Annotated in this window: 28 protein-coding genes and 1 other annotated feature; of the genes, 13 read left to right on the top strand and 15 right to left on the bottom strand. The window is 35.3% G+C overall.

All coding sequences use genetic code 11. The features are described 5' to 3' along the window. Window positions 1-3 precede the first annotated feature (3 nt). From ilvN to ilvE, 3 genes are all read right to left on the bottom strand, one after another. Window positions 4-513, bottom strand: a complete 510-nt coding sequence (ilvN, locus tag LMD38_RS19355; protein ID WP_000822948.1) for an acetolactate synthase small subunit — start codon at window positions 511-513, stop codon at window positions 4-6. Then, window positions 510-2,210 carry an acetolactate synthase large subunit gene (ilvB, locus tag LMD38_RS19360; protein WP_016716974.1) on the bottom strand — a complete coding sequence of 567 codons (1,701 nt, stop codon included), beginning with the start codon at window positions 2,208-2,210 and terminating at the stop codon, window positions 510-512. The genes ilvN and ilvB overlap by 4 nt, the downstream gene beginning before the upstream one ends. A gap of 72 nt (window positions 2,211-2,282) precedes the next feature. Beyond that, window positions 2,283-2,511 (bottom strand) — a binding site (T-box leader). A 16-nt stretch (window positions 2,512-2,527) separates the two neighbouring features. Continuing rightward, a complete protein-coding gene (ilvE, locus tag LMD38_RS19365) occupies window positions 2,528-3,424 on the bottom strand; it encodes a branched-chain-amino-acid transaminase (protein ID WP_001005497.1) in 897 nt (298 codons plus the stop codon). Between the two features lie 415 nt (window positions 3,425-3,839). Here ilvE and LMD38_RS19370 point away from each other — a divergent pair, with 415 nt between their 5' ends. Together LMD38_RS19370 and LMD38_RS19375 are read left to right on the top strand one after the other, a co-directional pair. Continuing rightward, window positions 3,840-4,079, top strand: coding sequence for a DUF3911 family protein (locus LMD38_RS19370; RefSeq protein WP_000752504.1), 240 nt, complete (start codon window positions 3,840-3,842; stop codon window positions 4,077-4,079). A gap of 125 nt (window positions 4,080-4,204) precedes the next feature. Continuing rightward, complete coding sequence (locus tag LMD38_RS19375) at window positions 4,205-4,444, top strand: YkuS family protein (RefSeq protein ID WP_001062581.1); 240 nt, start codon at window positions 4,205-4,207, stop codon at window positions 4,442-4,444. Between the two features lie 362 nt (window positions 4,445-4,806). On the opposite strand, the gene LMD38_RS19380 is transcribed toward LMD38_RS19375, so the two are convergent. Together LMD38_RS19380 and ytfJ are read right to left on the bottom strand one after the other, a co-directional pair. Next, window positions 4,807-4,896, bottom strand: a complete 90-nt coding sequence (locus LMD38_RS19380) for a hypothetical protein (RefSeq protein ID WP_000608225.1) — start codon at window positions 4,894-4,896, stop codon at window positions 4,807-4,809. A 114-nt stretch (window positions 4,897-5,010) separates the two neighbouring features. Then, window positions 5,011-5,472, bottom strand: a complete 462-nt coding sequence (gene ytfJ, locus LMD38_RS19385) for a GerW family sporulation protein (RefSeq protein WP_001997038.1) — start codon at window positions 5,470-5,472, stop codon at window positions 5,011-5,013. Between the two features lie 112 nt (window positions 5,473-5,584). Between ytfJ and LMD38_RS19390 the strand changes: the two genes are divergently transcribed. Further along, window positions 5,585-5,977, top strand: coding sequence for an imidazole glycerol phosphate synthase (locus LMD38_RS19390; protein ID WP_001997037.1), 393 nt, complete (start codon window positions 5,585-5,587; stop codon window positions 5,975-5,977). A gap of 33 nt (window positions 5,978-6,010) precedes the next feature. On the opposite strand, the gene LMD38_RS19395 is transcribed toward LMD38_RS19390, so the two are convergent. Beyond that, window positions 6,011-7,354 carry a TrkH family potassium uptake protein gene (locus LMD38_RS19395; protein ID WP_000454127.1) on the bottom strand — a complete coding sequence of 448 codons (1,344 nt, stop codon included), beginning with the start codon at window positions 7,352-7,354 and terminating at the stop codon, window positions 6,011-6,013. A 1,409-nt stretch (window positions 7,355-8,763) separates the two neighbouring features. Between LMD38_RS19395 and LMD38_RS19400 the strand changes: the two genes are divergently transcribed. Next, window positions 8,764-9,999 (top strand): dicarboxylate/amino acid:cation symporter, encoded by a 1,236-nt coding sequence (locus LMD38_RS19400; RefSeq protein ID WP_061182641.1) that lies wholly within the window; start codon window positions 8,764-8,766, stop codon window positions 9,997-9,999. A 22-nt stretch (window positions 10,000-10,021) separates the two neighbouring features. Here the strand turns inward: LMD38_RS19400 and LMD38_RS19405 are convergent, their stop codons facing one another. Continuing rightward, complete coding sequence (locus LMD38_RS19405) at window positions 10,022-10,177, bottom strand: hypothetical protein (RefSeq protein WP_000184931.1); 156 nt, start codon at window positions 10,175-10,177, stop codon at window positions 10,022-10,024. A 135-nt stretch (window positions 10,178-10,312) separates the two neighbouring features. Then, window positions 10,313-10,732 carry a MarR family winged helix-turn-helix transcriptional regulator gene (locus LMD38_RS19410; RefSeq protein WP_000081439.1) on the bottom strand — a complete coding sequence of 140 codons (420 nt, stop codon included), beginning with the start codon at window positions 10,730-10,732 and terminating at the stop codon, window positions 10,313-10,315. Window positions 10,733-10,894: 162 nt separating this feature from the next. Here LMD38_RS19410 and LMD38_RS19415 point away from each other — a divergent pair, with 162 nt between their 5' ends. Further along, entirely contained in the window at window positions 10,895-11,326 is a 432-nt protein-coding gene (locus LMD38_RS19415) for a YrvL family regulatory protein (protein ID WP_062821850.1), read from the top strand. Window positions 11,327-11,359: 33 nt separating this feature from the next. Beyond that, window positions 11,360-11,947 (top strand): thioredoxin family protein, encoded by a 588-nt coding sequence (locus tag LMD38_RS19420; protein ID WP_153019373.1) that lies wholly within the window; start codon window positions 11,360-11,362, stop codon window positions 11,945-11,947. Between the two features lie 29 nt (window positions 11,948-11,976). Here the strand turns inward: LMD38_RS19420 and uppP are convergent, their stop codons facing one another. Next, a complete protein-coding gene (uppP, locus tag LMD38_RS19425) occupies window positions 11,977-12,768 on the bottom strand; it encodes a bacitracin resistance undecaprenyl-diphosphatase (RefSeq protein ID WP_000796248.1) in 792 nt (263 codons plus the stop codon). A gap of 187 nt (window positions 12,769-12,955) precedes the next feature. On the opposite strand from uppP, the gene LMD38_RS19430 reads away from it, so the two are divergent. The 3 genes from LMD38_RS19430 (at window position 12,956) to LMD38_RS19440 (ending at window position 14,731) form a co-directional block, all read left to right on the top strand. Continuing rightward, a complete protein-coding gene (locus tag LMD38_RS19430) occupies window positions 12,956-14,320 on the top strand; it encodes an MATE family efflux transporter (protein WP_062821852.1) in 1,365 nt (454 codons plus the stop codon). Between the two features lie 69 nt (window positions 14,321-14,389). Continuing rightward, window positions 14,390-14,563 carry a hypothetical protein gene (locus LMD38_RS19435; protein WP_000343559.1) on the top strand — a complete coding sequence of 58 codons (174 nt, stop codon included), beginning with the start codon at window positions 14,390-14,392 and terminating at the stop codon, window positions 14,561-14,563. Between the two features lie 18 nt (window positions 14,564-14,581). Beyond that, a complete protein-coding gene (locus LMD38_RS19440; RefSeq protein ID WP_000744619.1) occupies window positions 14,582-14,731 on the top strand; it encodes a hypothetical protein in 150 nt (49 codons plus the stop codon). Between the two features lie 64 nt (window positions 14,732-14,795). Here the strand turns inward: LMD38_RS19440 and LMD38_RS19445 are convergent, their stop codons facing one another. Beyond that, window positions 14,796-15,314 carry a hypothetical protein gene (locus tag LMD38_RS19445; RefSeq protein ID WP_061182644.1) on the bottom strand — a complete coding sequence of 173 codons (519 nt, stop codon included), beginning with the start codon at window positions 15,312-15,314 and terminating at the stop codon, window positions 14,796-14,798. An 83-nt stretch (window positions 15,315-15,397) separates the two neighbouring features. Between LMD38_RS19445 and LMD38_RS19450 the strand changes: the two genes are divergently transcribed. Further along, on the top strand, window positions 15,398-16,300 hold the full coding sequence (locus tag LMD38_RS19450) for an aminoglycoside phosphotransferase family protein (RefSeq protein WP_000379001.1): 903 nt from the start codon (window positions 15,398-15,400) through the stop codon (window positions 16,298-16,300). A gap of 2 nt (window positions 16,301-16,302) precedes the next feature. On the opposite strand, the gene LMD38_RS19455 is transcribed toward LMD38_RS19450, so the two are convergent. From LMD38_RS19455 to LMD38_RS19475, 5 genes are all read right to left on the bottom strand, one after another. After that, entirely contained in the window at window positions 16,303-16,464 is a 162-nt protein-coding gene (locus tag LMD38_RS19455; protein ID WP_049110980.1) for a hypothetical protein, read from the bottom strand. Between the two features lie 98 nt (window positions 16,465-16,562). Continuing rightward, window positions 16,563-17,336: a hypothetical protein gene (locus tag LMD38_RS19460; protein WP_062821854.1), complete on the bottom strand. Its 774-nt coding sequence runs from the start codon at window positions 17,334-17,336 to the stop codon at window positions 16,563-16,565. A gap of 24 nt (window positions 17,337-17,360) precedes the next feature. Then, window positions 17,361-17,807, bottom strand: coding sequence for a flavodoxin (locus LMD38_RS19465; RefSeq protein WP_000041158.1), 447 nt, complete (start codon window positions 17,805-17,807; stop codon window positions 17,361-17,363). Continuing rightward, window positions 17,800-17,976 (bottom strand): hypothetical protein, encoded by a 177-nt coding sequence (locus tag LMD38_RS19470; protein WP_000929013.1) that lies wholly within the window; start codon window positions 17,974-17,976, stop codon window positions 17,800-17,802. The genes LMD38_RS19465 and LMD38_RS19470 overlap by 8 nt, the downstream gene beginning before the upstream one ends. A gap of 275 nt (window positions 17,977-18,251) precedes the next feature. After that, on the bottom strand, window positions 18,252-19,421 hold the full coding sequence (locus LMD38_RS19475; RefSeq protein WP_062821855.1) for an amidohydrolase: 1,170 nt from the start codon (window positions 19,419-19,421) through the stop codon (window positions 18,252-18,254). A 336-nt stretch (window positions 19,422-19,757) separates the two neighbouring features. Between LMD38_RS19475 and LMD38_RS19480 the strand changes: the two genes are divergently transcribed. From LMD38_RS19480 to dltB, 3 genes are read left to right on the top strand one after another with little or no spacing between them, the layout of a single operon-like run. Next, the gene (locus LMD38_RS19480) at window positions 19,758-19,904 is read left to right on the top strand and encodes a teichoic acid D-Ala incorporation-associated protein DltX (protein ID WP_000440293.1); all 147 of its coding nucleotides are present in this window, start codon (window positions 19,758-19,760) and stop codon (window positions 19,902-19,904) included. A gap of 12 nt (window positions 19,905-19,916) precedes the next feature. After that, window positions 19,917-21,431 (top strand): D-alanine--poly(phosphoribitol) ligase subunit DltA, encoded by a 1,515-nt coding sequence (gene dltA / locus LMD38_RS19485; RefSeq protein WP_000770525.1) that lies wholly within the window; start codon window positions 19,917-19,919, stop codon window positions 21,429-21,431. Next, window positions 21,428-22,594, top strand: a complete 1,167-nt coding sequence (dltB, locus tag LMD38_RS19490) for a D-alanyl-lipoteichoic acid biosynthesis protein DltB (RefSeq protein WP_000127924.1) — start codon at window positions 21,428-21,430, stop codon at window positions 22,592-22,594. Before dltA ends, dltB begins: the two co-directional genes overlap by 4 nt. Window positions 22,595-22,646: the final 52 nt, after the last annotated feature.

Here is a 22,646-nt window from a genome sequence, read left to right on the forward strand (position 1 = left end):
TGATTATTGAATTAACATAACTTGCTTATCTTGTTTTTTCATACTACGCGTAAAGGCTGTTACCCCTGTTCTTGCAATTTCTTTCAAACCGTATGGACGAAGTAATTCAATTAATGCTTCTACTTTCTCCTGTGTACCTGTTACTTGCACAACTATGGAATCCTTTCCAACATCTATTACAGCGGCTCGAAACGGTTCAATTAAACTGTATAATTCCGCCCTCGCTACCGAAGTGGCTACTTTAATAAGTGCAAGTTCTCTTGCAATCATCGCTTCTTCTGTAATATCTGATACTTTCAAAACATCAATTTGCTTATGCAGTTGTTTAATTAGCTGCTCAACTTGCTGTTCATTTTCAACGTGTACAACAATCGTCATCCGCGATATGTCCGATGATTCCGTATGACCTACTGAAATACTTTCAATATTAAAATGTCTTCGTGTCATAACACCTGTAATTCGGTTTAACACACCACTTTGATTTCGAACTGTTGCTGTAACAATTCTCTTCACCTTTTTTCCACTCCCTCCATTTGGTGAACACCTTTCCCTGGCGCAACCATCGGCATTACCTTTTCTGATTGAAGTACACGGCAATCAATTACGACCGGTTCTTGTAATTCAATTGCATGCTGCAATTGTTTCTTCGCAAGAAGTGGATCATCTATGCGAACTCCTTTTATGCCATACGCATTCGCAAGAGCAACGAAATCTGGTTGGCAAGGTAGTAAAGAGTGCGAATATCTTTTGTTATAAAATTCATCTTGCCATTGTCTTACCATTCCTAAAGCTTCATTATTTAAAATAAATACTTTAACAGGTAAAGAGTGTTCTTTTAACACACTTAATTCTTGCAGTGTCATTTGAAATCCAGCGTCACCAACAATTGCAATAACTAGTTCTTCAGGCTTTGCAATTTGTGCACCAATTGCTGCAGGAAATCCGAATCCCATCGTTCCTAATCCTCCTGAAGTTACCCATTTATCTGGATTTTTTAGCGGATAATATTGGGCTGCCCACATTTGATGTTGCCCCACATCTGTTGTTACAATCGCTTCTCCTTTCGTAATTTCATATAACATATCAATTGCATATTGAGGCTTAATACTTTCAGAATTTCGTTTATAAGAGAATGGATACTTTTCTTTTCTATTCTTTAATAAAGAGATCCACTCATGATGATTTTCTTTCCTTCCTTCTGATTGAAGTAATACTTGGAGCGCTTGCTTAGCACTTGCAACAATAGGAATTTCAGTCGGCACATTTTTTCCGATTTCTGCTGGATCAATATCAATATGCGCGACAGTCGCCTCCTTAGCAAAATAAGCTAAATTTCCAGTAAGACGATCATCGAATCTCGCACCTATATTAATGAGTAAGTCGCATTCATATAACGCCATATTCGCTGTGTAAGAACCATGCATTCCTCCCATCCCTAGAAAAAGCTCTTCATCTGGCGGAAAGCCACCAAGACCAAGTAATGTATGCACAACAGGAATTTCGTATTTACGAGCAAAACTTGTTAATTCTTTCGAAGCTTTCGCATGCAATACACCTGCTCCAGCTAAAATTAATGGCTTGTTTGCAACTCTAATTGCTTGTAATAATTTGTTTATTTGAAGTAGATTCGGTTCATAATTCGGGTTGTATCCTGGTAAATCCATTTGCGCATCACTACATCGTTCGCCTTGCTCTACTACCATATCTTTCGGAAGGTCAATAACGACTGGCCCTGGTCTTCCTGTTCTCGCAATATGAAATGCTTCTTTAATAATTCGAGGTAAATCTGAAGCCTTTCGCACTTGATAATTATGTTTTGTCACCGGCATCGTAAGTCCCATAATATCGGCTTCTTGAAAAGCATCACTTCCAATTAATGTTGTCGCTACTTGCCCTGTAAATACAACAAGTGGTAACGAATCAATCATCGCATCTGCTAGACCAGTAATCACATTTGTAGCACCCGGTCCACTCGTTGCAATGACAACCCCTGGATTGCCAGTAATTCTGGCATATCCTTCAGCAGCGTGAATAGCACCTTGTTCATGCCTTGTTAAAATATGCGGAATTTCACAGTCATAGAGTGCATCATAAAGAGGTAAAACAGCACCACCAGGATAACCAAAAATCACTTCTACTCCTTCCTTTTCTAGCGCTTCTAACAATAGCTGTGCACCAGTTGCCAGTTTCTCTTCCGTTTTTGAAGACATTGTTCTTATAAGCCCCCTTTTAAAAACTTTTATCAATAAAAAAAATCCTACGTCCACACTCCAGCTATGTGCTGAAGGGACGAAAGATTTCGCGGTACCACCCTTCTTTGCAAGAATACTCTTGCCTCAGTGACCCATAAAATGAGTCTAGCTAGTAACGGAGCTACCGTCTAAGCCTAGACAAATGCTTCAGCTTAGCACTCAAGGGCGATGTTCGTCGACGTGAACCATCGGTTTCCAGCAACCACCGACTCTCTGTGAGGCTTCACAATCAACTACTCCTCCCTATCAACGCTTTCTTATGTTATAAAAAGTTGTTATCCAACTTTATTTTCTTCGTAAATTTTCTCTCCATCTTCTATAACTAACTTTCGGAATTCTTCTAGTAAACGATTCGTATGTGGACCCGTTTGCCCTAAACCAATCGTTCTACCATCTACTGTCGTAACAGCAATTACTTCAGCTGCTGTTCCTGTTAAAAATACTTCATCAGCTACATATACGTCATGTCTTGTAAATAACTCTTCTCTAACGTCATATCCAAGTTTTTCACCAATTTCTAAAATAGCGTTTCGTGTAATGCCTTCTAACGCTCCAGCAGAACTTGGTGGTGTAATTAATTTATTTCCCTTTACAATAAATACGTTATCCCCTGAGCCTTCAGCTACGTATCCTTGATCATTTAACATAAGCGCTTCTTGTACTCCAGCCAATTTCGCTTCGATGCGAACTAAAATATTGTTTAAGTAATTTAAAGATTTTACTTGAGGCGACAATACATCTGGACGGTTTCGGCGCGTTGCAACTGTTACAACTGGAATCCCTTTTTCATAATATTCTTGCGGGAATAAAGATAGTTGCTCTGCAATTACTACTACATTCGGTTTTTTACAAGAATCAGGATCTAACCCAAGATTTCCTGCTCCTCTCGATACAACTAGGCGAATGTATCCATTAGATAATTTATTTTGTCGAATCGTCTCAACAACAATATTCGTTACTTCATCTAAAGAATATGGAATTTCTAACATGATGGATTTTGCTGATTCATATAACCGGACAAGATGCTCTCTCAAACGGAAAACATTACCGCTATAGACTCTAATTCCTTCAAATACTCCATCTCCATATAAATAACCATGATCATATACTGATACTTTTGCCTCGTCTTTTGGAACAAATTCTCCATTTAAGAAAATCCATTGCTCGTTCACTGGAAAGCGCCTCCTATGTTCTATGAATTTTTTATTGTTTCCTAGTTTACTCTCCTTTCTAAATAAATCAAGTGAATTTTTAGAAAATTTATAATTTTTATTCGTACGTACATCTTTAATTATATTGATTTAACAACATTGTTAACGTTTACAAAAAGTCAAAAAATTTTTTTCGTCAATTTCCATTAAAAAAATATTTGTTTAAAAGAAGGATTTTCGTCAATTGATACGAATCTATTGTATTCAATAAACGGACGTCCGTTTTTATAAATTCGGGAATATACAACGACTTTTGCTGAAAAAGGGGGGAAATAATAAAAATAACGCTGTCTAAAAATAACATTCATATTTTTCATTTCGGAATCATAATCCTATTTTTAAAAAACAATTTGTCAAAATGAAGGAGGAAATCAATATGGCGTGTGTACAAATTAAAGGAACGAGACAAGAGGTAGTAGAAATGCTTCAACTATTCGATCTAATGGATACGAAAGGTTTTTGTAAATTCGATAATTATGTAGAGGTAGAACCAAATAATAAAGAACATAACAATTTTATTGCTTCCATCGACATCCATTCAAATACTTCTTCCGCCCAAGATACTTTAAACGATCAATTCGTAAGCCAAATGCTTACTGGTGTATATAACGACTAAATAAAGTCGTACTTTAATCAGACTACCCGTAAATAACAGATAAATATATGCTTCCTACCGTCTTTGTATAAATATATACGATGAACTTGAGCATACTAACAACTAGATGGTAGGAGGTGAGAATTATGGCTAAAATTGGTGTTGAAAATTCGTTAACAGATGTCCAACAAGCTCTTCAGCAACAGGGGCATGAAGTCGTTACAATTAACTCGGAACATGACGCACAAGGATGTGACTGTTGCGTTGTAACTGGGCAAGATTCTAATATGATGGGTATTGCAGATACATCAATAAAAGGATCGGTAATTAACGCCCACGGTTTAACAACAGATGAAATTTGCCAGCAAGTTGAGAGCCGCATTTAAATTCCATACAAAAAAGAAAGAGGACTCCTTCTGAAAAGGAGTCCTCTTTTTTATATTCACCTAACGGGAAAGTAACATATACTGGATGAAAGCCCTACCTCTCTCTCATCATTACGGTTCCACTGACCGCTCCTTGATTCACTAGTATACCTATAAAGCCTATAATTATAATTTATAGGGTTTGTTCACAAAAGTTGTTGGTAAAACTACCCGATCTTTCGCAAACTTTTCGTATTATATTTATAAGATTTATTTACTTTACACTAGCTGTAACCGAGACACGAATTAAAATTTTAACATCAATATAACAACTTGTCAACATTTTTCACAAATTTAAAACAGACAATAACGGTTTGTCTGTTTTAGAATGGAGCTTTTTCTTTTATTACATATACAACAAAACCGCTTACTAACATACATAAGCCAACTACTAAGTTTTTGATATTAATCATAAATTCCTCTCCCTTATTCCACACATCATATATATTTACAGTTCAATTATTCCGATCATCCTAAAGCGCACTTTTTCTAATATATCATAATTCCTAAAAAATGCAAGTTCACTTTTAGCGACCATTTACAAATTTATCTACAGTGCTTGGTACGGTATTTAAAGCTTTTTCAATTAAATGTGTACTACTATTGAGATGTAATACTTGCACACCGTTAGAACCAACTACTAAAAAAGCAACTGGGCTAATAGAAACCCCAGCCCCGCTTCCGCCTCCAAATGGATGACTTTGCTTATTCTCTTTATGCTGCCCTTGTCCATTATTATGTTTTTCGGAAATAAATTCACCTTTAAAGTCACTTCCTCCAGCTCCAAAACCAAAGGCCACTTGAGATACTGTTAATACTACATTTCCGTCAGCTGTTGAAACTGGACTTCCAACAATCGTATTTACATCTACCATCTCTTTTAAATTTGTCATTGCTGTTTTCATTAAATTTTCAATTGGATGTTCCATTATGTATTGCACCCTTTCCTCATTATTCTTTTTTATACTTTCCAAAATAGAGGAAGTCATACTAACTTTTCCTATTTCAAAAAAACAATCTTCACCTTTTAAATGGATATTACTCCCTGTACATACTCGGATAAAAAGGAAAAAGAGATACATACTACTATTGAACCTTGTTATGAAAGGAGTCATGACTTTGACTGAGAAATTTGATGAGTATAAAAAAAGAGATAGAATAGATAGTGATTATAGTGACTATAAAGAAGAATATGCAGCTGAGGTTGCACCACAGCGCATTGATTATGATTACGATGAGAAGGAACATAAAGATGATGTAAGATCGTCCGCTGCTGGATCAACGGCTGGCTTTATCGCTCTTGCCTTATCTATCTTATCACTTTTCACCTTCCCAACATTATTCGGTCTTGTTTCTGTACTACTAGGTATTTACGCTTATAATCGCGGAGCTACTGTAACTGGTGGTATCGCTGCGATTGTCGGCGGAATTGCAGCACTCATTGCAATTTTATTCCGAGTAGCGCTTATCGGCTTATTGTTCTCCCTCTTTTAAAAAGAAAAAGGTATCTCGCTTATGCGGGATACCTTATCCTGTAAATACATCTTCTGACGGATATTTAATTTTTTGTTTTGCTGGTCGCGCTAAAGAAAATACAAGTGTTAACGGTCCGATTAATCCACAAAACATAACAAACATAATCATACATTTTCCAAACGCTGATAACTTTGCAGTAATTCCCATCGTTAATCCTACCGTTCCAAACGCTGAAATTGTTTCAAATAGTAACTGAATAAAACTGAAGTCTTCTGTAAGCATTAACATAAATACTGCTGCAAAAATAAGGATTTGACTAGCAACGGCAATTGCTAATGCTCTCGTTACTGTCGACATTTTAATTGTGCGCTGAAATAATACGATTTCCTCTTTCTTTCTAAAGAAAGAAAGAACAGATGTAACTAAAATAACAAACGTTGTTAATTTAATCCCTCCACCTGTTGATACACTTCCTGCACCAATAAACATTAAAACCATCGTAAATAATATAGATGATTCTTCCATTCCCCCGTAGTCAACTGTATTAAATCCAGCCGTACGAGGAGTAATCCCTTGGAAAAAAGAAGCCCATAACTTTTCATTTAACGGTAAATTCCCTAACGTCTTCACATTATTATATTCCAATACAAAAATCACAATCATCGCTATCACATTTAGCGCTACCGTTCCAATAATCATGATTTTGGAATGAAGCGATAGTTTTCGAAAACTCCGGCTATACCATATATCAATTAGTACGGTAAATCCGAGACCACCTATTACGATTAAAGAGCAAATCCCAATATTAATAATCGGATCGCCTACATACCTTGTTAAATTATCCGGCCATAGAGCAAATCCAGCATTATTATAAGATGCGATCACGTGAAAAATACTATAGTATAAACCTTTTCCAAAGCCAAACTCTGGAATAAAACGAAATGATAAAAAGATGACTCCAATAAACTCAATACAAATTGAAAATATAAAGACACGTTTTACTAATTTTACGAGACCACCTATATTTGTCTGATTAAACGCCTCTCCAATTAATAAGCGATGACGTAATCCGATTTTTTTACCTAATACCCAAACAATTAAAATGGCAATTGTCATAAGACCTAAACCGCCCGTTTGAATTAAAAACATAATTACAATTTCGCCAAACATCGTAAACGTACTTGCAGTATCTACTACTCCCAATCCCGTTACAGTTGCTGCTGATGTTGCCGTAAAGAAAGCATCTACCCAACTAATATGTACTTTCGTTGCGAATGGTAACTTTAATAACAAACCGCCAACCACAATTAAGCAGAAAAAACCTAATGCTAATATTTGTGGTGGATTTAATCGTATAAAACGATTATACAGCCTTTGTCTTTTTGTTACTTCCATATTCACTAGCTCCCTTTTTCCCCTCATAACTAAAGGCTTATAAAAAACCTTAAATAGCAGGATAAACCTTATATTCTTATAATATAGTTGAGCATAATCCTTTTTTTCATAGTTTTCAACTGTTATTTATACTCGAACTTCACTTCATTTATGAAAAGACTCTTTCTATTATAAGTATCCTTACTCTATAACTCTCACAACAATCATTTTATATGTATCATTCCTTAAATCCTCATACCTTTCACTCTATGTTCACATAGGGGTCACATCTATCTTTTATAGTATATGTATCGGAGCTGTTCCTCCCTAATTTATAAGACATTCCCCAGTGTCTTGAACAGCTTTCCATCCCTAATTAAATTGACATAAATTGTCCCCTTCCTTTGGCCATCCTGTGTGATGGTCTTATTTTTTGTCTTTCTATCTTCTATTTAAAACTCCCTCTCTCTTTCACTCTATGTTCACACGGGCGTCACATCCACATTTTATAGTATATGTATCGAAGTTGTTCCTCCCTAATTTATAAGACATTCCCCAGTGTCTTGAACAACTTCCATCCCTAATTAAATTGACATAAATTGTCCCCTTCCTTTGGCCATCCTGCGTGATGGTCTTATTTTTGTCTTTCTATCTTCTATTTAAAACTCCCTCTCTCTTTCACTCTATGTTCACACGGGCGTCACATCCACATTTTATAGTATATGTATCGAAGTTGTTCCTCCCTAATTTATAAGACATTCCCCAGTGTCTTGAACAACTTCCATCCCTAATTAAATTGACATAAATTGTCCCCTTCCTTTGGCCATCCTGCGTGATGGTCTTATTTTTTGTCTTTCTATCTTCTATTTAAAACTCCCTCTCTCTTTCACTCTATGTTCACACAGGCGTCACATCCACATTTTATAGTATATGTATTGAAGTTGTTCCTCCCTAATTTATAAGACATTCCCCAGTGTCTTGAACAACTTCCATCCCTAATTAAATTGACATAAATTGTCCCCTTCCTTTGGCCATCCTGCGTGATGGTCTTATTTTTTGTCTTTCTATCTTCTATTTAAAACTCCCTCTCTCTTTCACTCTATGTTCACACAGGCGTCACATCCACATTTTATAGTATATGTATCGAAGTTGTTCCTCCCTAATTTATAAGACATTCCCCAGTGTCTTGAACAACTTCCATCCCTAATTAAATTGACATAAATTGTCCCCTTCCCTAGACCATCCTGTGTGATGGTCTATTTTGTTTTCTAAATAGTTTATTTAGCTTTTTCTGCTTACTTTCGTAAAAGCAATCTATATTTAAATAGATACTTTTCATGCAAAATATTCAGAAAATATTGTCAAAATAGGTAGTTTTTCGGTACAATTAATGTAGAAAGTAATTTCACAAAAATAAGGAGGGGGTTTTATTGAAACAAACAAAAGCAATCTTAATTGCATTATTTCTCGGTTTAGTTGTCGGACTCACTTTAAATTTAGCTGCACCATCCATTTTTGAACCATTAAATCAATATGTGTTCAATCCACTTGGTCAATTGTTTATTCGCCTCATTAAAATGCTAGTTGTCCCTGTTGTATTCATTTCTATCGTACTTGGAGCTGCTGGTCTTGGGGACCCGAAGCAACTTGGAAGAATCGGTTTAAAATCAATTTCATTCTTTCTTGTAACTACAGCCGTTGCCATCTCTATTGCAGTTACATTTGCACTGATTATACAACCAGGATCTGGTGGTAATTTTAAAACCGAAGGGCTTAAATATGAAGGTGCAAAAACCGAAACATCTTTCGTCGATACATTGCTAAATATCGTACCAGATAACCCAGCAAAAGCGATGGCTGATGGAAACATGTTACAAATTATTGCCTTTGCCGTATTAATTGGACTTGGTATAGCTATTTTAGGAAAACGTGTCCAAAGTATTCATTCATTACTTGAACAGGGCAACGAATTAATGATGTATCTCGTTAATCTCGTTATGAAATTAGCTCCAATCGGAACATTTGGGTTGCTTGCTTCATCCGTCGGTAAAATGGGTCTTGCAGGCGTCGCTGCGATGTTCAAGTATATGATTGTCGTTATGCTAGTACTTATTATTCACGGTGTCTTCGTATATGGTGGCTTATTAAAAGTATTAGCAAAAGAAAGCATTCTCCGTTTCTTTAAACATTTCGGACCAGTAATGGCGATTGGATTTAGTACATCTAGCTCTAATGCATCTCTTCCATTTGCAATGAAAACCGCACAAGAGAAGCTTGGTGTTCCAAAAGCAATCAGCTCTTTTGTACAACCACTAGGTGCAACAATTAATATGGATGGTACTGCCATTATGCAAGGTGTAGCAACTGTATTTATCGCTCAAGTATACGGCGTTGAACTTACTATTTCCCAACTAGCTGTAGTCGTATTAACTGCTGTACTAGCTAGTATCGGCACTGCTGGTGTACCAGGTGTTGGGCTTGTAATGCTGACGATGGTTTTAAATCAAGTCAATCTACCGGTAGAAGGTATTGCCTTAATTATCGGTATTGACCGCATTCTAGATATGTCAAGAACAGCTGTAAATATTTCTGGTGATGCAATTTGCGCAATGATTGTCGCAAAATCAGAAGAAAAATATAATACAGATCAATCTGCCGCATCTTAAATCAAAAAAGGAGTGAAATGATTCACTCCTTTTTTGATTTACTCCCCTTTTTCGAACGATATTCTTTTCCTTTATTATCGTTACCAGTTTCAAATTCTGCACTAAACTCTTGTTGAAATTGCCCTGATTTCGGTGAGCCTTGATTTCCGCTCCCTTTACTACCATTTCGATTTGTCATATTTCTGCCCCTTCCTTTATTAGTAGTATGTTACATATTTTCTTTTTTATAATCTTTTACATACGAAAAAAGACCTTCCTCATATAAGGAAAGTCTTCTTTTTCGGAGTGTAAGCGTTTTCTTACTTATAATGACTTAAATAAGTTTTTTAGAAATAGATATCATTATATTCATTTCTTCTTCTGAGAGCGTAGAAAATCTTTCTTGCAAATATTGTTTTTTTGCACCTTCCATTTTTGCAACTAAATCTTTTCCTTGTTCAGTAATCTCCAAATATACAACTCGGCGATCTGACGTAGAACGTGAACGAGTTACAAAACCTTTATTAATTAATTTTTCTGTAACAGCTGTAATATGACTATTCGACACATTTAACTCATTCGCCACACGTGATACCATTTCTTTATTCGTACGATTCAATATTCTAAGAACGATGAACTCATTCCACGGTATGTAACCACCAAATATTTTTCCAATATCATTACGCAACGTGCGGAACATAGCAAAAACATTTGTCGATAGTTCTTCCATTAATTGCTCTCGATTTTGAGACAACTTTGACAGCCCCTTTTATTTCATTTGATTAAATAAAAACCTTATTAATAATTTTACATGAAATCTTACTTTTTGTCACCTTATTTTCCCATAATTCGTAGTTTTTTAATAGATATTTCATGATAAAATGAAGTTGAATTTCCAAAAAAAAGAGTTGGGATAGTGGGTGAAGAAGACAAATTTTCGAATTTCAATCTAAAAGATAAAACTTTGATTATTGGTTTTGTTATTCTGTTCCTCATTGTAATTTTTGCATTTATATTTTTTATATATGTAGGAATCTTTCATATTACTGGTGTAGAGTATCGGTCGCGCACTGCCTTACTTCTATTTTTTTTATTAATTACTTTCTTAGACGGTATGATATTTTTCATCTTCGGTTTCTTCAAGGCACTGCTATATCCAATGACACAAAACATGCCAAATTGGCTTTCTATTACTCTTTTCGCAATCATTGAAATTACGCTAGATTGGTTCGTCATTCATACCGCTGACGATTGGATAGAGAGCGTGCAACTATCCAACATAGCTGAATTATGTGTCGTACTATTCTTTTTCCTATTAAGTAAATTATTAAGTGACAAGAAAGAGTAAGAATACAAGCTTTTCTATATAAAAATTGGTACAATGAAAACAAATCATACGAAAGAGGTGTTACTTATGAACTTACAACAATGGGCTGATAAAGGTATGTCCTTTGATACATATGTGAATGAAATGAAAGTAAATCAATACGAGCTACTGCACATTTACAATAACTTTTTAATTCCAAATGAATTACTTCCTGTATTAGAAGAACGTCAAAATGATGGCTGGCGTGTTATCGTATTAACAGCTGATTGGTGTGGCGATGCTCTTTTATGCGTGCCTGTTATGAAACGAATTTCTGAAGTTGCAAATATTGAGATGTCATTATTAATTCGCGATGAAAACTTAGAATTAATGGATCAATATTTAACAAACGGAACAGCACGTGCGATTCCAATCTTTATTTTCATTGATAAAGATGGAAACGAACAAGCCGTTTGGGGACCACGTGCTCCAAAAGTACAAGAGTTAGTAACTTCAATGCGCGCTACATTGCCTGAAAAAGAAGATCCAACATTCGAAGAGAAACAAAAAGAAATGTACGCTAATTTCCGTGCCACATTAGCTGATGACACTTCTCTTTGGGAACATGTAATGGAAAGCATGATGGAAAAAGTAGTAAAATAAAAAAACTGCCGAACTCGGCAGTTTTTTTATTACATAATGAAGAAATAGAATACCGCAGCTAAAATGAAACGGTAGTAAGCAAACGGTGTTAATTTTACACGAGATAATAATTTTAAGAATGAAACAATTGCAAGCATTGCAACAACGAACGCCGTAATAAACCCTGTTGCAAATAGCGGTATATCAGCCGCACTTAATATATCCCAGCTTTTAATTAAATCTAAGCCACTTGCAGCTACCATCATTGGTACTGCTAAAATGAATGTATATTCAGCTGCCGCTGTATGTGACACGCGAGCTAATAAACCACCACTTATTGTAGAACCAGAACGAGAAAATCCTGGCCAAAGCGCTAAACATTGGAACATTCCGATTGTAAATGCTTGCTTATATGTGATTTCATCTAATGTTCTTGCTGTACTTGGTTTTGAAAACTTCTCAGCAACAATCATTAAAATACCACCAGCCACTAAGCTAATGACAACTGGGCCTGGCCCAAATAAAACTTCTTTAATCGCACTATGGAACAATACGCCAAGTACGCCGGCAGGAATCATTCCGATAATAATATGTAATAAATTTAACGATGGTCCGTCTGTTACTTTCCCTATACCTACTAAAGACCATAGACGCTTCCAAAATATAACTACAACTGCTAAAATCGATCCCAATTGAATAACAACTTCGAAAACTTTCGCTCTCTCATCGTCAAATCCAAGTAAATGACCTGTTAAAATCATATGCCCTGTTGATGAAACTGGTAAAAACTCTGTTAACCCTTCAACAGCACCCATGATTATTCCAATTAACCAATCAGCCACGAGTAGTGCCTCCTTAATAACTAATAATATGTAATTTTTTCATACCTTACCATAATACCTTATCCCCTTTCAAAGTGCATCCTTTTTTATAGTCAAACCGTAGTTTTAATAAGCTTATTCCTTTTCTATTTTTTGATTAAATTGTATGATAGTAAGAGTTTTCTTTTTTACGTAGAAAGGGGATTTTATGAAAGAAACTAGTACATTCTCACAAAAATTAAAGCAATTTGTATTACTATTTTTCCCGATTTTTGTTACGCAAATGTCATTATTTGCAATGAGCTTTTTTGATACAACAATGTCAGGACATGCAAGCCCTATTGATTTAGCCGGGGTTGCTATCGGAACGAGTATATGGATTCCAGTTAGTACGGGATTAACAGGTATTTTGATGGCTACAACTCCAATTGTTGCGCAACTCGTTGGATCCAAGAAAAAAGAAGATGTTCCCCAAGTCGTCATACAAGCAGTCTATTTAGCAATTTGCGCTAGCTTCGTCGTTATGCTTATTGGATTTTTCGCTGTTACACCCATTTTAAATGGCATGCGATTAGAAGAACCGGTAGAACGTATTGCAGCACAATTTTTAAGTATTATCGCAATCGGAATTATTCCTTTATTTACTTACACTGTTTTACGTGGATTTATTGATGCATTAGGAAAAACTCGCACAACGATGATTATTACGTTACTATCATTACCTATTAACGTAATATTAAATTATGTATTAATTTTTGGGCATTTCGGTTTTCCAAAACTAGGTGGTGTCGGAGCAGCAATTGCTTCTACAGCAACCTATTGGTGCATTTTAATTATTACCGTTATGATTATTCGTACGAAAGAGCCTTTTGCATCTTTCCATATTTTTAAACAGTTATATCGCCCTTCTCTTTCTAGTTGGAAAGAGTTCTTAAAACTTGGCGTCCCTATCGGATTTGCTATCTTTTTTGAAACGAGTATTTTCGCTGCAGTAACACTTATGATGAGTAATTTTAGTACGACAACAATCGCAGCTCATCAAGCAGCTATGAACTTCGCTTCCTTGCTATATATGACGCCTTTAAGTTTAGCAATGGCAATGACTATCGCTGTTGGATTCGAAGTTGGAGCGAAACGATATAATAACGCAAAACAATATGGGTTTATTGGGATTGGCTTAGCACTTGCATTCGCCCTATTATATTCCATTCTTCTTTACTTCTTTGATGATGAAATTGCTTCTATTTATACGACAGATATACAAGTTCATCATTTAGCAAAAGAATTTCTTATATTTGCGATTTTATTTCAAATTTCAGATGCAATTGCAACTCCTGTACAAGGGGCACTACGTGGTTATAAAGACGTAAACGTTTCCTTAATTATGACATTAATCGCTTATTGGGTAATCGGTCTCCCTCTCGGTTACATATTAGCAACGTATACGGACTGGGCAGCAAAAGGATATTGGATTGGTCTTATTATCGGTTTAGCATTTGGCGCCACCTTCCTTCTTATCCGTCTCTTTCAAGTTCAAAGAAAATATACAATAGAAAACCGCCGCTCACGATAGAGGGCGGTTTTCTTTATGCATATTTTTTCTTTAAACGTATAACATAATGAAAAAGAAAGGTGGATACATATGGACGAAAAAGAAAAAAAGCAATCATTCGACGAAGAATTCGCCCCTGAAATTTCACCTGGATATCGGCAAGATGTACATAAGCCACCTAAATATAAAAACACTTCGTTTTTAATGGGTATTACCATTTTTGCTGCTGTATTACTCGTGCTTATCATTTTCGTTTATTTTTGATGAAAGGTGGTTTATTATATGAAGAAACAAAATTCCAATCGTTCAAAAAGAATTGTGAAAACAGAAAAAGGGTATGCAGGTGATTCGGTTCTTACTCAGAAACAAGTCGAGCAAGGAAATTTATATATTGCTCAAAAAGAAATTGGTCAACAAAATGAAAACCTTTAGAATCCCTCGAAGAACTGGGGGATTTTTTTATACCGCTATTTATGGTACTGGTTCATATTTCTCTTTATTGTACGTACTGTTTTTGTTCTAACACTTTAAATATATGATTAACCTTTACAATTTTCATTTCATAATTCAATTTCATTTCGCTTCTCTTACCATTTTCAGTACCCGCCACGTACGCTACAGTTTGATAGAGAAAACTTTCATCCGTCACTTCACGTATCTCCTCGTTTGTAAATTTATACTCTAAATCCTGAAAACGATTTGGATAATAATTTTTTATTAATTGCTCATACCCTCTATTTACAAATATTTCTTCACCTTTTCGTTTCACATGTTCTTTATTATGAAATTCAAAAACTGATAGTTGTTCTGCCGCAAAATGTTCTCCTACCTTTTTCATTTCATTATGAGTTAAAACTTCTATGCTTTTGTTCTTTAATTCCTTATTTAATCCGTACTGATCAATCGGTTTATAGCTAGCAAAAACTTCTTCTTTATATGACCAAAACAGTCCAAAAACGATACATAGAGAAATGATTACTATTCTTTTCTTCGTAATTCTCCCGCCCTTCTTCATAATGATAGTTATATTTTAACGTATAGAAAGAAAATTCTGATATCATGAAGTGGAATAACTTAACTTAGAAACGAGGAACAATTATGGACTCTTACAAACAATATATTAAAGAAGCTCTACCTAATCTTTCTATACATTCCTATAAACAAAATGAGGAAGGATGGGATAATGTAGCGATTATAGTAAATGATGAGCTACTGTTTCGTTTCCCGCGAAAACAGGAATATGCAATGCGAATTCCATTAGAAAAAGAACTATGCACACTTCTCTCTTGTTCACTACATGAAATTGAAGTTCCAAAGTATCACCTATTCTATGAAAAGAATACTGATGCTATTCCGCTTTGTAGCTACTATACTCTCATTCATGGTGAACCTTTAAAAACAGAAATAGTTACTACACTAGAAAAACAAGAACGAAAAGCACTTATTACACAATTAGCAACTTTCCTTGCTGCTCTACATAGTATTCCTTTAAAAAGTGTTACAGCGTTAGGATTCCCTATTGAAAAAACACTTACCTACTGGAAAGAGCTACAAGCTAAATTAAATGAGTATGTTACTAACAGTCTAACTTCGTTCCAGAAATCAACCTTAAACCGTTTATTCGAGAATTTCTTTGCCTGTCTAGCTACATCTAAATTTCAAAATACAATCATTCACGCCGACTTTACACATCATCACATTTTATTTGATAAACAAAATAAAACCATTTCAGGGGTTATCGATTTTGGTGATGCTCAAATTGGAGATCCTGCCTTTGATTTTGCTGGGCTATATTATGATTTCGGACATGAATTTACTACATCAGTATATGAACAATACAGTACACTTACTTCACACCATGATCCATTACTCATTCACCGCATCACAAGTTTTTATCAATACAGTCCTTTACTACATAATATGATTTATAACTTTGAAACAAAGAATGAACTTGAATTTCTAGCAAGTATAGAACAACTGAAAGTAATACTGCAGGGATGAGATTACATTCTCTCCCTATATTCCCTCTCCTCATACATCATTAACTTTTTATCCATTTCAACAATGACTTTATATAGTTGAAATGCTTGTAAAATTTGCAGTTGAATCCCAAAAGGAGCATTCTGTTCTTTTAACCATTGAAATACTTGCGTTTCATCTTTCATTGATTATTCCTCCCTTTATTAAAATCTGCTACAAATATACGGTACATGATGAAAAGCTTTTCATGTCAATAACAAAAAAGAATGCAACATTGCATTCTTTAATGTACGATATTTTTCTTCTGTTTCGCTTCTTTCTTTACTTCTTCCCCTTGGCATTCACTACGAAATGCACAACTTATACACTCAGAACGAAAATGACGCTCTGTATAATGCTCAGGTTGCTGTAACATTTCTTTCATTCTAGATAAATGAGCCATTCCAGTTATAATATCTTCCTGTTTCGGAATGTAGTCATACTTAGTTCCTTCTATTAAATTAATAACTTCAATTTTCCCTGGAAGAATGCCGAAAGCTTTATAACTGAATACTGTCATTAACTTTTGACAAAGAGCAAGCATTTCCTCATCCGCATCGACAACATACTTTTTAATTACAAACGACTCAGTACTCCACTCACCAACTTCTAATGTCAATGACATGTGGACACCTAACTCTTCCATATATGTTTGAAATTTTTCATATAAAAATAACGGCGGTGTCTGACTATCATCTCTTTCAACAAACTGTAATAAGTGATCCGTTAGCTTCGCTAACACAATGTAATACTCCATCTTCGAAGCAAACATATTAATCCTTACTTTTTTCCAATACTTTTCTATTAATATTAAAAGTACAATTTTCGTTTGTTGGCCTGCCGGTAGTGTGTAATATTCGTTAATAATTCGATTCACAATCATTTGTGCGATTTGTTGCCATTCAAACGAAGAAGGTTCTCTTCTTTTTATATGACGAAAATAAAATTTATGCGGACAACGCATAAAATCATACAAATGATAATCTGTCATCGTTTTAATTGCGATTTTCTCATGCACTTGCTCTTCATCTCCCTTCTGCCATTAAGAAAGGTGTTTTACAAATTCAGCTCCAAACTGTAAACATTTCTCTACATCTTCATCTTCTGGCGTTAATTCTACTTTTAATCCTTCTAACACAACTTCTGCCCCGCGTTCTTTTAGCTTTTCTATTAAAATGTCAACTGCCACGCCATATTTTGGATAAGCCGAATCACATGATCCGAATACTGCCGCTTTTTTCCCAGTTAAATCAATAGAATCCATTGCGTCATAAAAATCTAAGAAATCATCAGGAAGGTCACCATCTCCCCAAGTGTATGCACCTAAAATAATTCCATCATACTGTTCTAACATAGAAGCTTCTGGTGAATCCATAATATCAATCACTTCAATTTCATTTTCAGTTTCACGAATCACGCCGGCAATATGATCAGCCATTTCCTCTGTATTTCCACTCATACTTGCAAAAATCATTACTAACTTACTCAACTGAACCTCTCCCTTTACTTTGTATCTCTTGTTCTGTTTGAATGCTCTTCTTCTCATCTACATATTCAGAACGAATTACATTTCGTTGCCATTCCATATGCTGATCAACTTCTTTATTTTTATCTTTTAATCCCCTCCGTAGAAGGTGAAATTTTTTTCTCATTAACATGTCGCATCCATCCTATTGATAATAATTATCAATTTCAACTACTTTTAGATTAATTGACATTGATTATCACTGTCAACAACTTTTTTAAAAAAATGATTAAAATGTACAAGCTTGTCCGTTAGCTATTCATATACTATAAATGAGCATAGTTCTTTCTCAGCCCTCTCTGACGGAAAGAAATAAAAGCAACTGCGATAGAGCGCAGTTGCCTTTTTTTTATCCCACTTTAATGGGCAGTAAAACCCCCACTGATTAAAGTTTCACTTTATACTTTTCTATGATTTCAATAATCTCATTGTTGTCTCTAAAAATAATTCCACTCCATAAATGAGAGCTGATTCATCTACATCAAATTTTGGATGATGATGCGGGTAGCAAGTATCTATCTTTTTATTACCAGTCCCTAATTTAATAAAACAACCAGGTGCTTTTCTTAAATATGCCGAAAAATCTTCTCCTCCCATAGAAGGTTCAAGCTTCACAACACGCTCACTTCCAAACAAATATAGTGCACTTTCTTCTACTACTTTCGTAATATATTCATCATTAATAACCGGATCATATCCATATCGATACGAATATGTATACGCCCCTCCATGTGCTTCTGTAATTCCTTTCACGATTTTCTCAATTTTCTCTTCGGCTTCTATCCTTAATGCTTGATTAAATGAACGAACAGTTCCCATTAAAGTTGCTGCACTAGGAATAATATTATCAGCCATTCCCCCATGAAACTGCGTAACCGAAACGACTCTTTGCATAAAAGCACTTGTATTTCTTGATACGATATGTTGTAAATTTGTAATAATCTGTGCTCCGATAGCAATAGGATCTATCGTTTCTTCTGGCCTCGCCGCGTGCCCTCCTTTCCCTTGAATTTCAACTGTAAATACGTCTGGTGCAGCCATCATCGGCCCATACGCAATGCCTATCTTCCCGCTCTCAAGTCCTGACATAACATGTAAACCTATTACATAATCAACACCATCCATTACGCCTGCTTCAACCATTTCTTGTCCCCCGCCAGGATACACCTCTTCTGCATGCTGAAAGAATAGACGAATCTCACCCGCAAAATTTTCCTTTATATTTGCTAGCACTTCTGCTGTACCCAACAAAATAGCCGCGTGAGCATCATGCCCACATGCATGCATTATACCTTTATTCACAGACGTATAAGATTTACTTGTTTCCTCTTGAATTGGCAACGCATCTATATCAGCTCGAATCGCAATCACTTTCCCTTGTTCGGTTCCTCTTTTAATTGCTAGTACACTATACTTCGTCGGTCTCGTTACTTCAAAAGAAGAAAATGAGCATACTGTATCATATATAAATTGCGAAGTTTCTTTTTCATGAAACGATAATTCTGGATACTTATGGAAATACCTTCTCCATTTCACGATATTTTCTTCCGAAATTAGATTCTTCCACACTCTATCCATGATAATTTCCTCCTTTTTAAAAGGGCTAAAAATGTAAAAGTTTACTTCGTCTCGAATGACTCATAAGCACAAATACTATATTTTACGTATTCTTCTAGTCCACTTTTATGTATTCACACAATCCACTTCCTATTTACATATCAAATCCATTACAAATTGATGCTGAATGTAATATAATTGCTAAGTTAGGGATTTTCTTTTTTAGTATTTAGTGCTAATATCAGAAAAGAGCCTTTTGACTTATTTTTACCTAAAATGTGGAATTTTGTTTTTTTCACAATAATGTAGGACATGATACCTACAAAGAGCTATTATTTCATTAAGAGAGGGAAAGACATGGAAAGATTAAAAGAGATATGGTCTCGACCACTCACACAATGGGTTGCAAAGACGGTTTATTACCTTGCAATTTTATTTGCATTACTTTGGTTGTATGGATTCCATGATACAAACACAAGTACATTTATTTACAATGAATTCTAGGGTGGGAACGTTATGAAGTTATTAGAACAAATTGAAAAGTGGGCTATTGAAACGCCTGATCAAACTGCTTTTGTTTGGCGAGATGCGAAAATTACGTACAAACAATTAAAGGAAGATTCTGATGCGTTAGCACATTGGATTTCTTCTGAGTATCCAGATGATCGTTCACCAATTATGGTGTATGGCCATATGCAACCTGAAATGATTATTAACTTTTTAGGATGTGTAAAAGCTGGACATGCTTATATTCCTGTAGATTTATCTATCCCAGCTGATCGTGTACAACGGATCGCTGAAAATTCTGGTGCGAAACTACTTTTATCAGGAACTGAAGTAACTGTAACTGATTTACCAGTTCGCATTGTAAGTGAGGACAACTTAAAAGATATTTTCTTTACTCATAAAGGGAACACTCCAAATCCTGAACATGCGGTAAAAGGTGATGAGAACTTCTACATTATTTACACATCAGGAAGCACAGGTAATCCGAAAGGGGTTCAGATTACTTATAACTGCCTTGTAAGTTTTACAAAATGGGCTGTAGAAGATTTCAACTTACAAACGGGGCAAGTATTCTTAAACCAAGCACCTTTCTCATTCGATTTATCTGTCATGGATATTTACCCATCATTAGTAACAGGTGGTACACTTTGGGCAATCGATAAAGATATGATTGCACGTCCAAAAGACTTGTTTGCTTCTTTAGAGCAATCGGATATACAAGTATGGACTTCCACACCATCTTTCGCAGAAATGTGTTTAATGGAAGCATCTTTCTCTGAGAGTATGCTACCGAACATGAAAACATTCTTATTCTGCGGTGAAGTGTTACCAAATGAAGTAGCTAGAAAATTAATTGAGCGTTTCCCAAAAGCAACAATTATGAATACGTACGGTCCAACAGAAGCTACTGTCGCTGTAACAGGTATTCACGTTACAGAAGAAGTGCTTGATCAATACAAATCACTTCCAGTTGGCTACTGTAAATCAGACTGCCGCCTTCTTATTATGAAAGAAGATGGAACGATTGCACCTGATGGTGAAAAAGGTGAAATCGTAATTGTCGGTCCAAGCGTAAGCGTTGGATATTTAGGAAGCCCTGAATTAACAGAAAAAGCATTTACTATGATTGACGGTGAGCGCGCCTATAAAACAGGCGATGCTGGCTATGTTGAAAATGGTCTTCTATTCTATAATGGTCGTCTTGATTTCCAAATTAAGCTGCATGGTTATCGAATGGAATTAGAAGAAATTGAGCATCATCTTCGTGCGTGTTCTTACGTAGAAGGAGCAGTTATCGTTCCAATTAAAAAAGGTGAGAAATACGATTATTTATTAGCGGTTGTTGTTCCTGGAGAACATTCATTTGAAAAAGAATTCAAATTAACATCTGCAATCAAAAAAGAACTCAATGAGCGATTACCAAACTACATGATTCCACGTAAATTCATGTATCAATCTTCTATTCCAATGACACCAAATGGAAAGGTAGATCGCAAAAAATTATTGAGTGAGGTTACAGCATGACCGCATATGGATCATTTTATTTTTTCGCTATAGTGGGCATTTTATTAATACCTACTATCATAGCTGGATTAAAAGGTAAAATGTTGCGTAAATATAATGCAGTATTAACATTAGTCATGATTGCTATTATCTTCTCAGATAAACCGAAGCAAGCGATTATGTTAGCCGCATTTATTATTTGGCAATATGCCCTAATTAAAGGCTATTTAATTTTAAGAAAACAAAATAATAGTACATTCATGTTTTGTATAGCTGTTATTTTATCGATTTTGCCACTTATTTTGGCGAAAATCGCACCATTTGTACCTGAATTGCATTTTATTGTTTTCGCAGGTATGTCTTATGTAACATTTAGAGCTGTACAAATGGTCTTTGAAGTTCGTGATAATTTAATTAAAGAACTTTCCTTCTTTAATTTCTGGGAATTCGTTTTATTCTTCCCTGCGATTTCAAGTGGACCTATCGATCGTTATCGTAGATTCCAAAAAGATATCCAAAAGCCACCTAGTGCTGAGGAATATCAAAATTTACTATATACAGGGCTTAATCGTATTTTCCAAGGTTTTCTGTATAAGTTTATAATCGCGCACTTGATAACAACATACCTTGTAAAGGCAGTATTCGCCAATCAAGATACACTTTTATCTAATGTGATTTTTATGTACGCTACTAGCATGCAGTTATTCTTTGACTTTGCAGGTTATAGTGCGTTCGTAATTGGTATCAGTTATATGATGGGAATTAAAACTCCTGAAAACTTTAATAAACCATTCCTTAGTCGTAATATTAAAGACTTCTGGAACCGCTGGCACATGAGTTTATCATTCTGGTTCCGTGATTTTATTTACATGCGTTTCGTCTTTTTTGCAACGAAGAAAAAGTTAATTAAGAACCGTTACACTATTTCGTATATCGGGGCATTTTTAAACTTCTTCATTATGGGAATTTGGCACATCCAAGGAAGCGCTGTTGCGCAGTATGTTATTTATGGTCTATATCATGCCGCACTGTTTATTTTATTCGATATTTTTGAACGAAAAAACAAGAAGCATAAGTTTTGGCCAAACAATAAATTTACACACGTCCTTGCGATTGTAATTACGTTCCACGTTGTATGTTTCGGTTTCCTCATTTTCTCTGGACACCTTAACAGATACTTTTAATGCACCCTTCTTATACCATTAAGAAGTTGCACATATAATATATTTCGGATAT

The organism is Bacillus pacificus (assembly GCF_020861345.1).
Lineage (GTDB): Bacteria > Bacillota > Bacilli > Bacillales > Bacillaceae_G > Bacillus_A > Bacillus_A pacificus.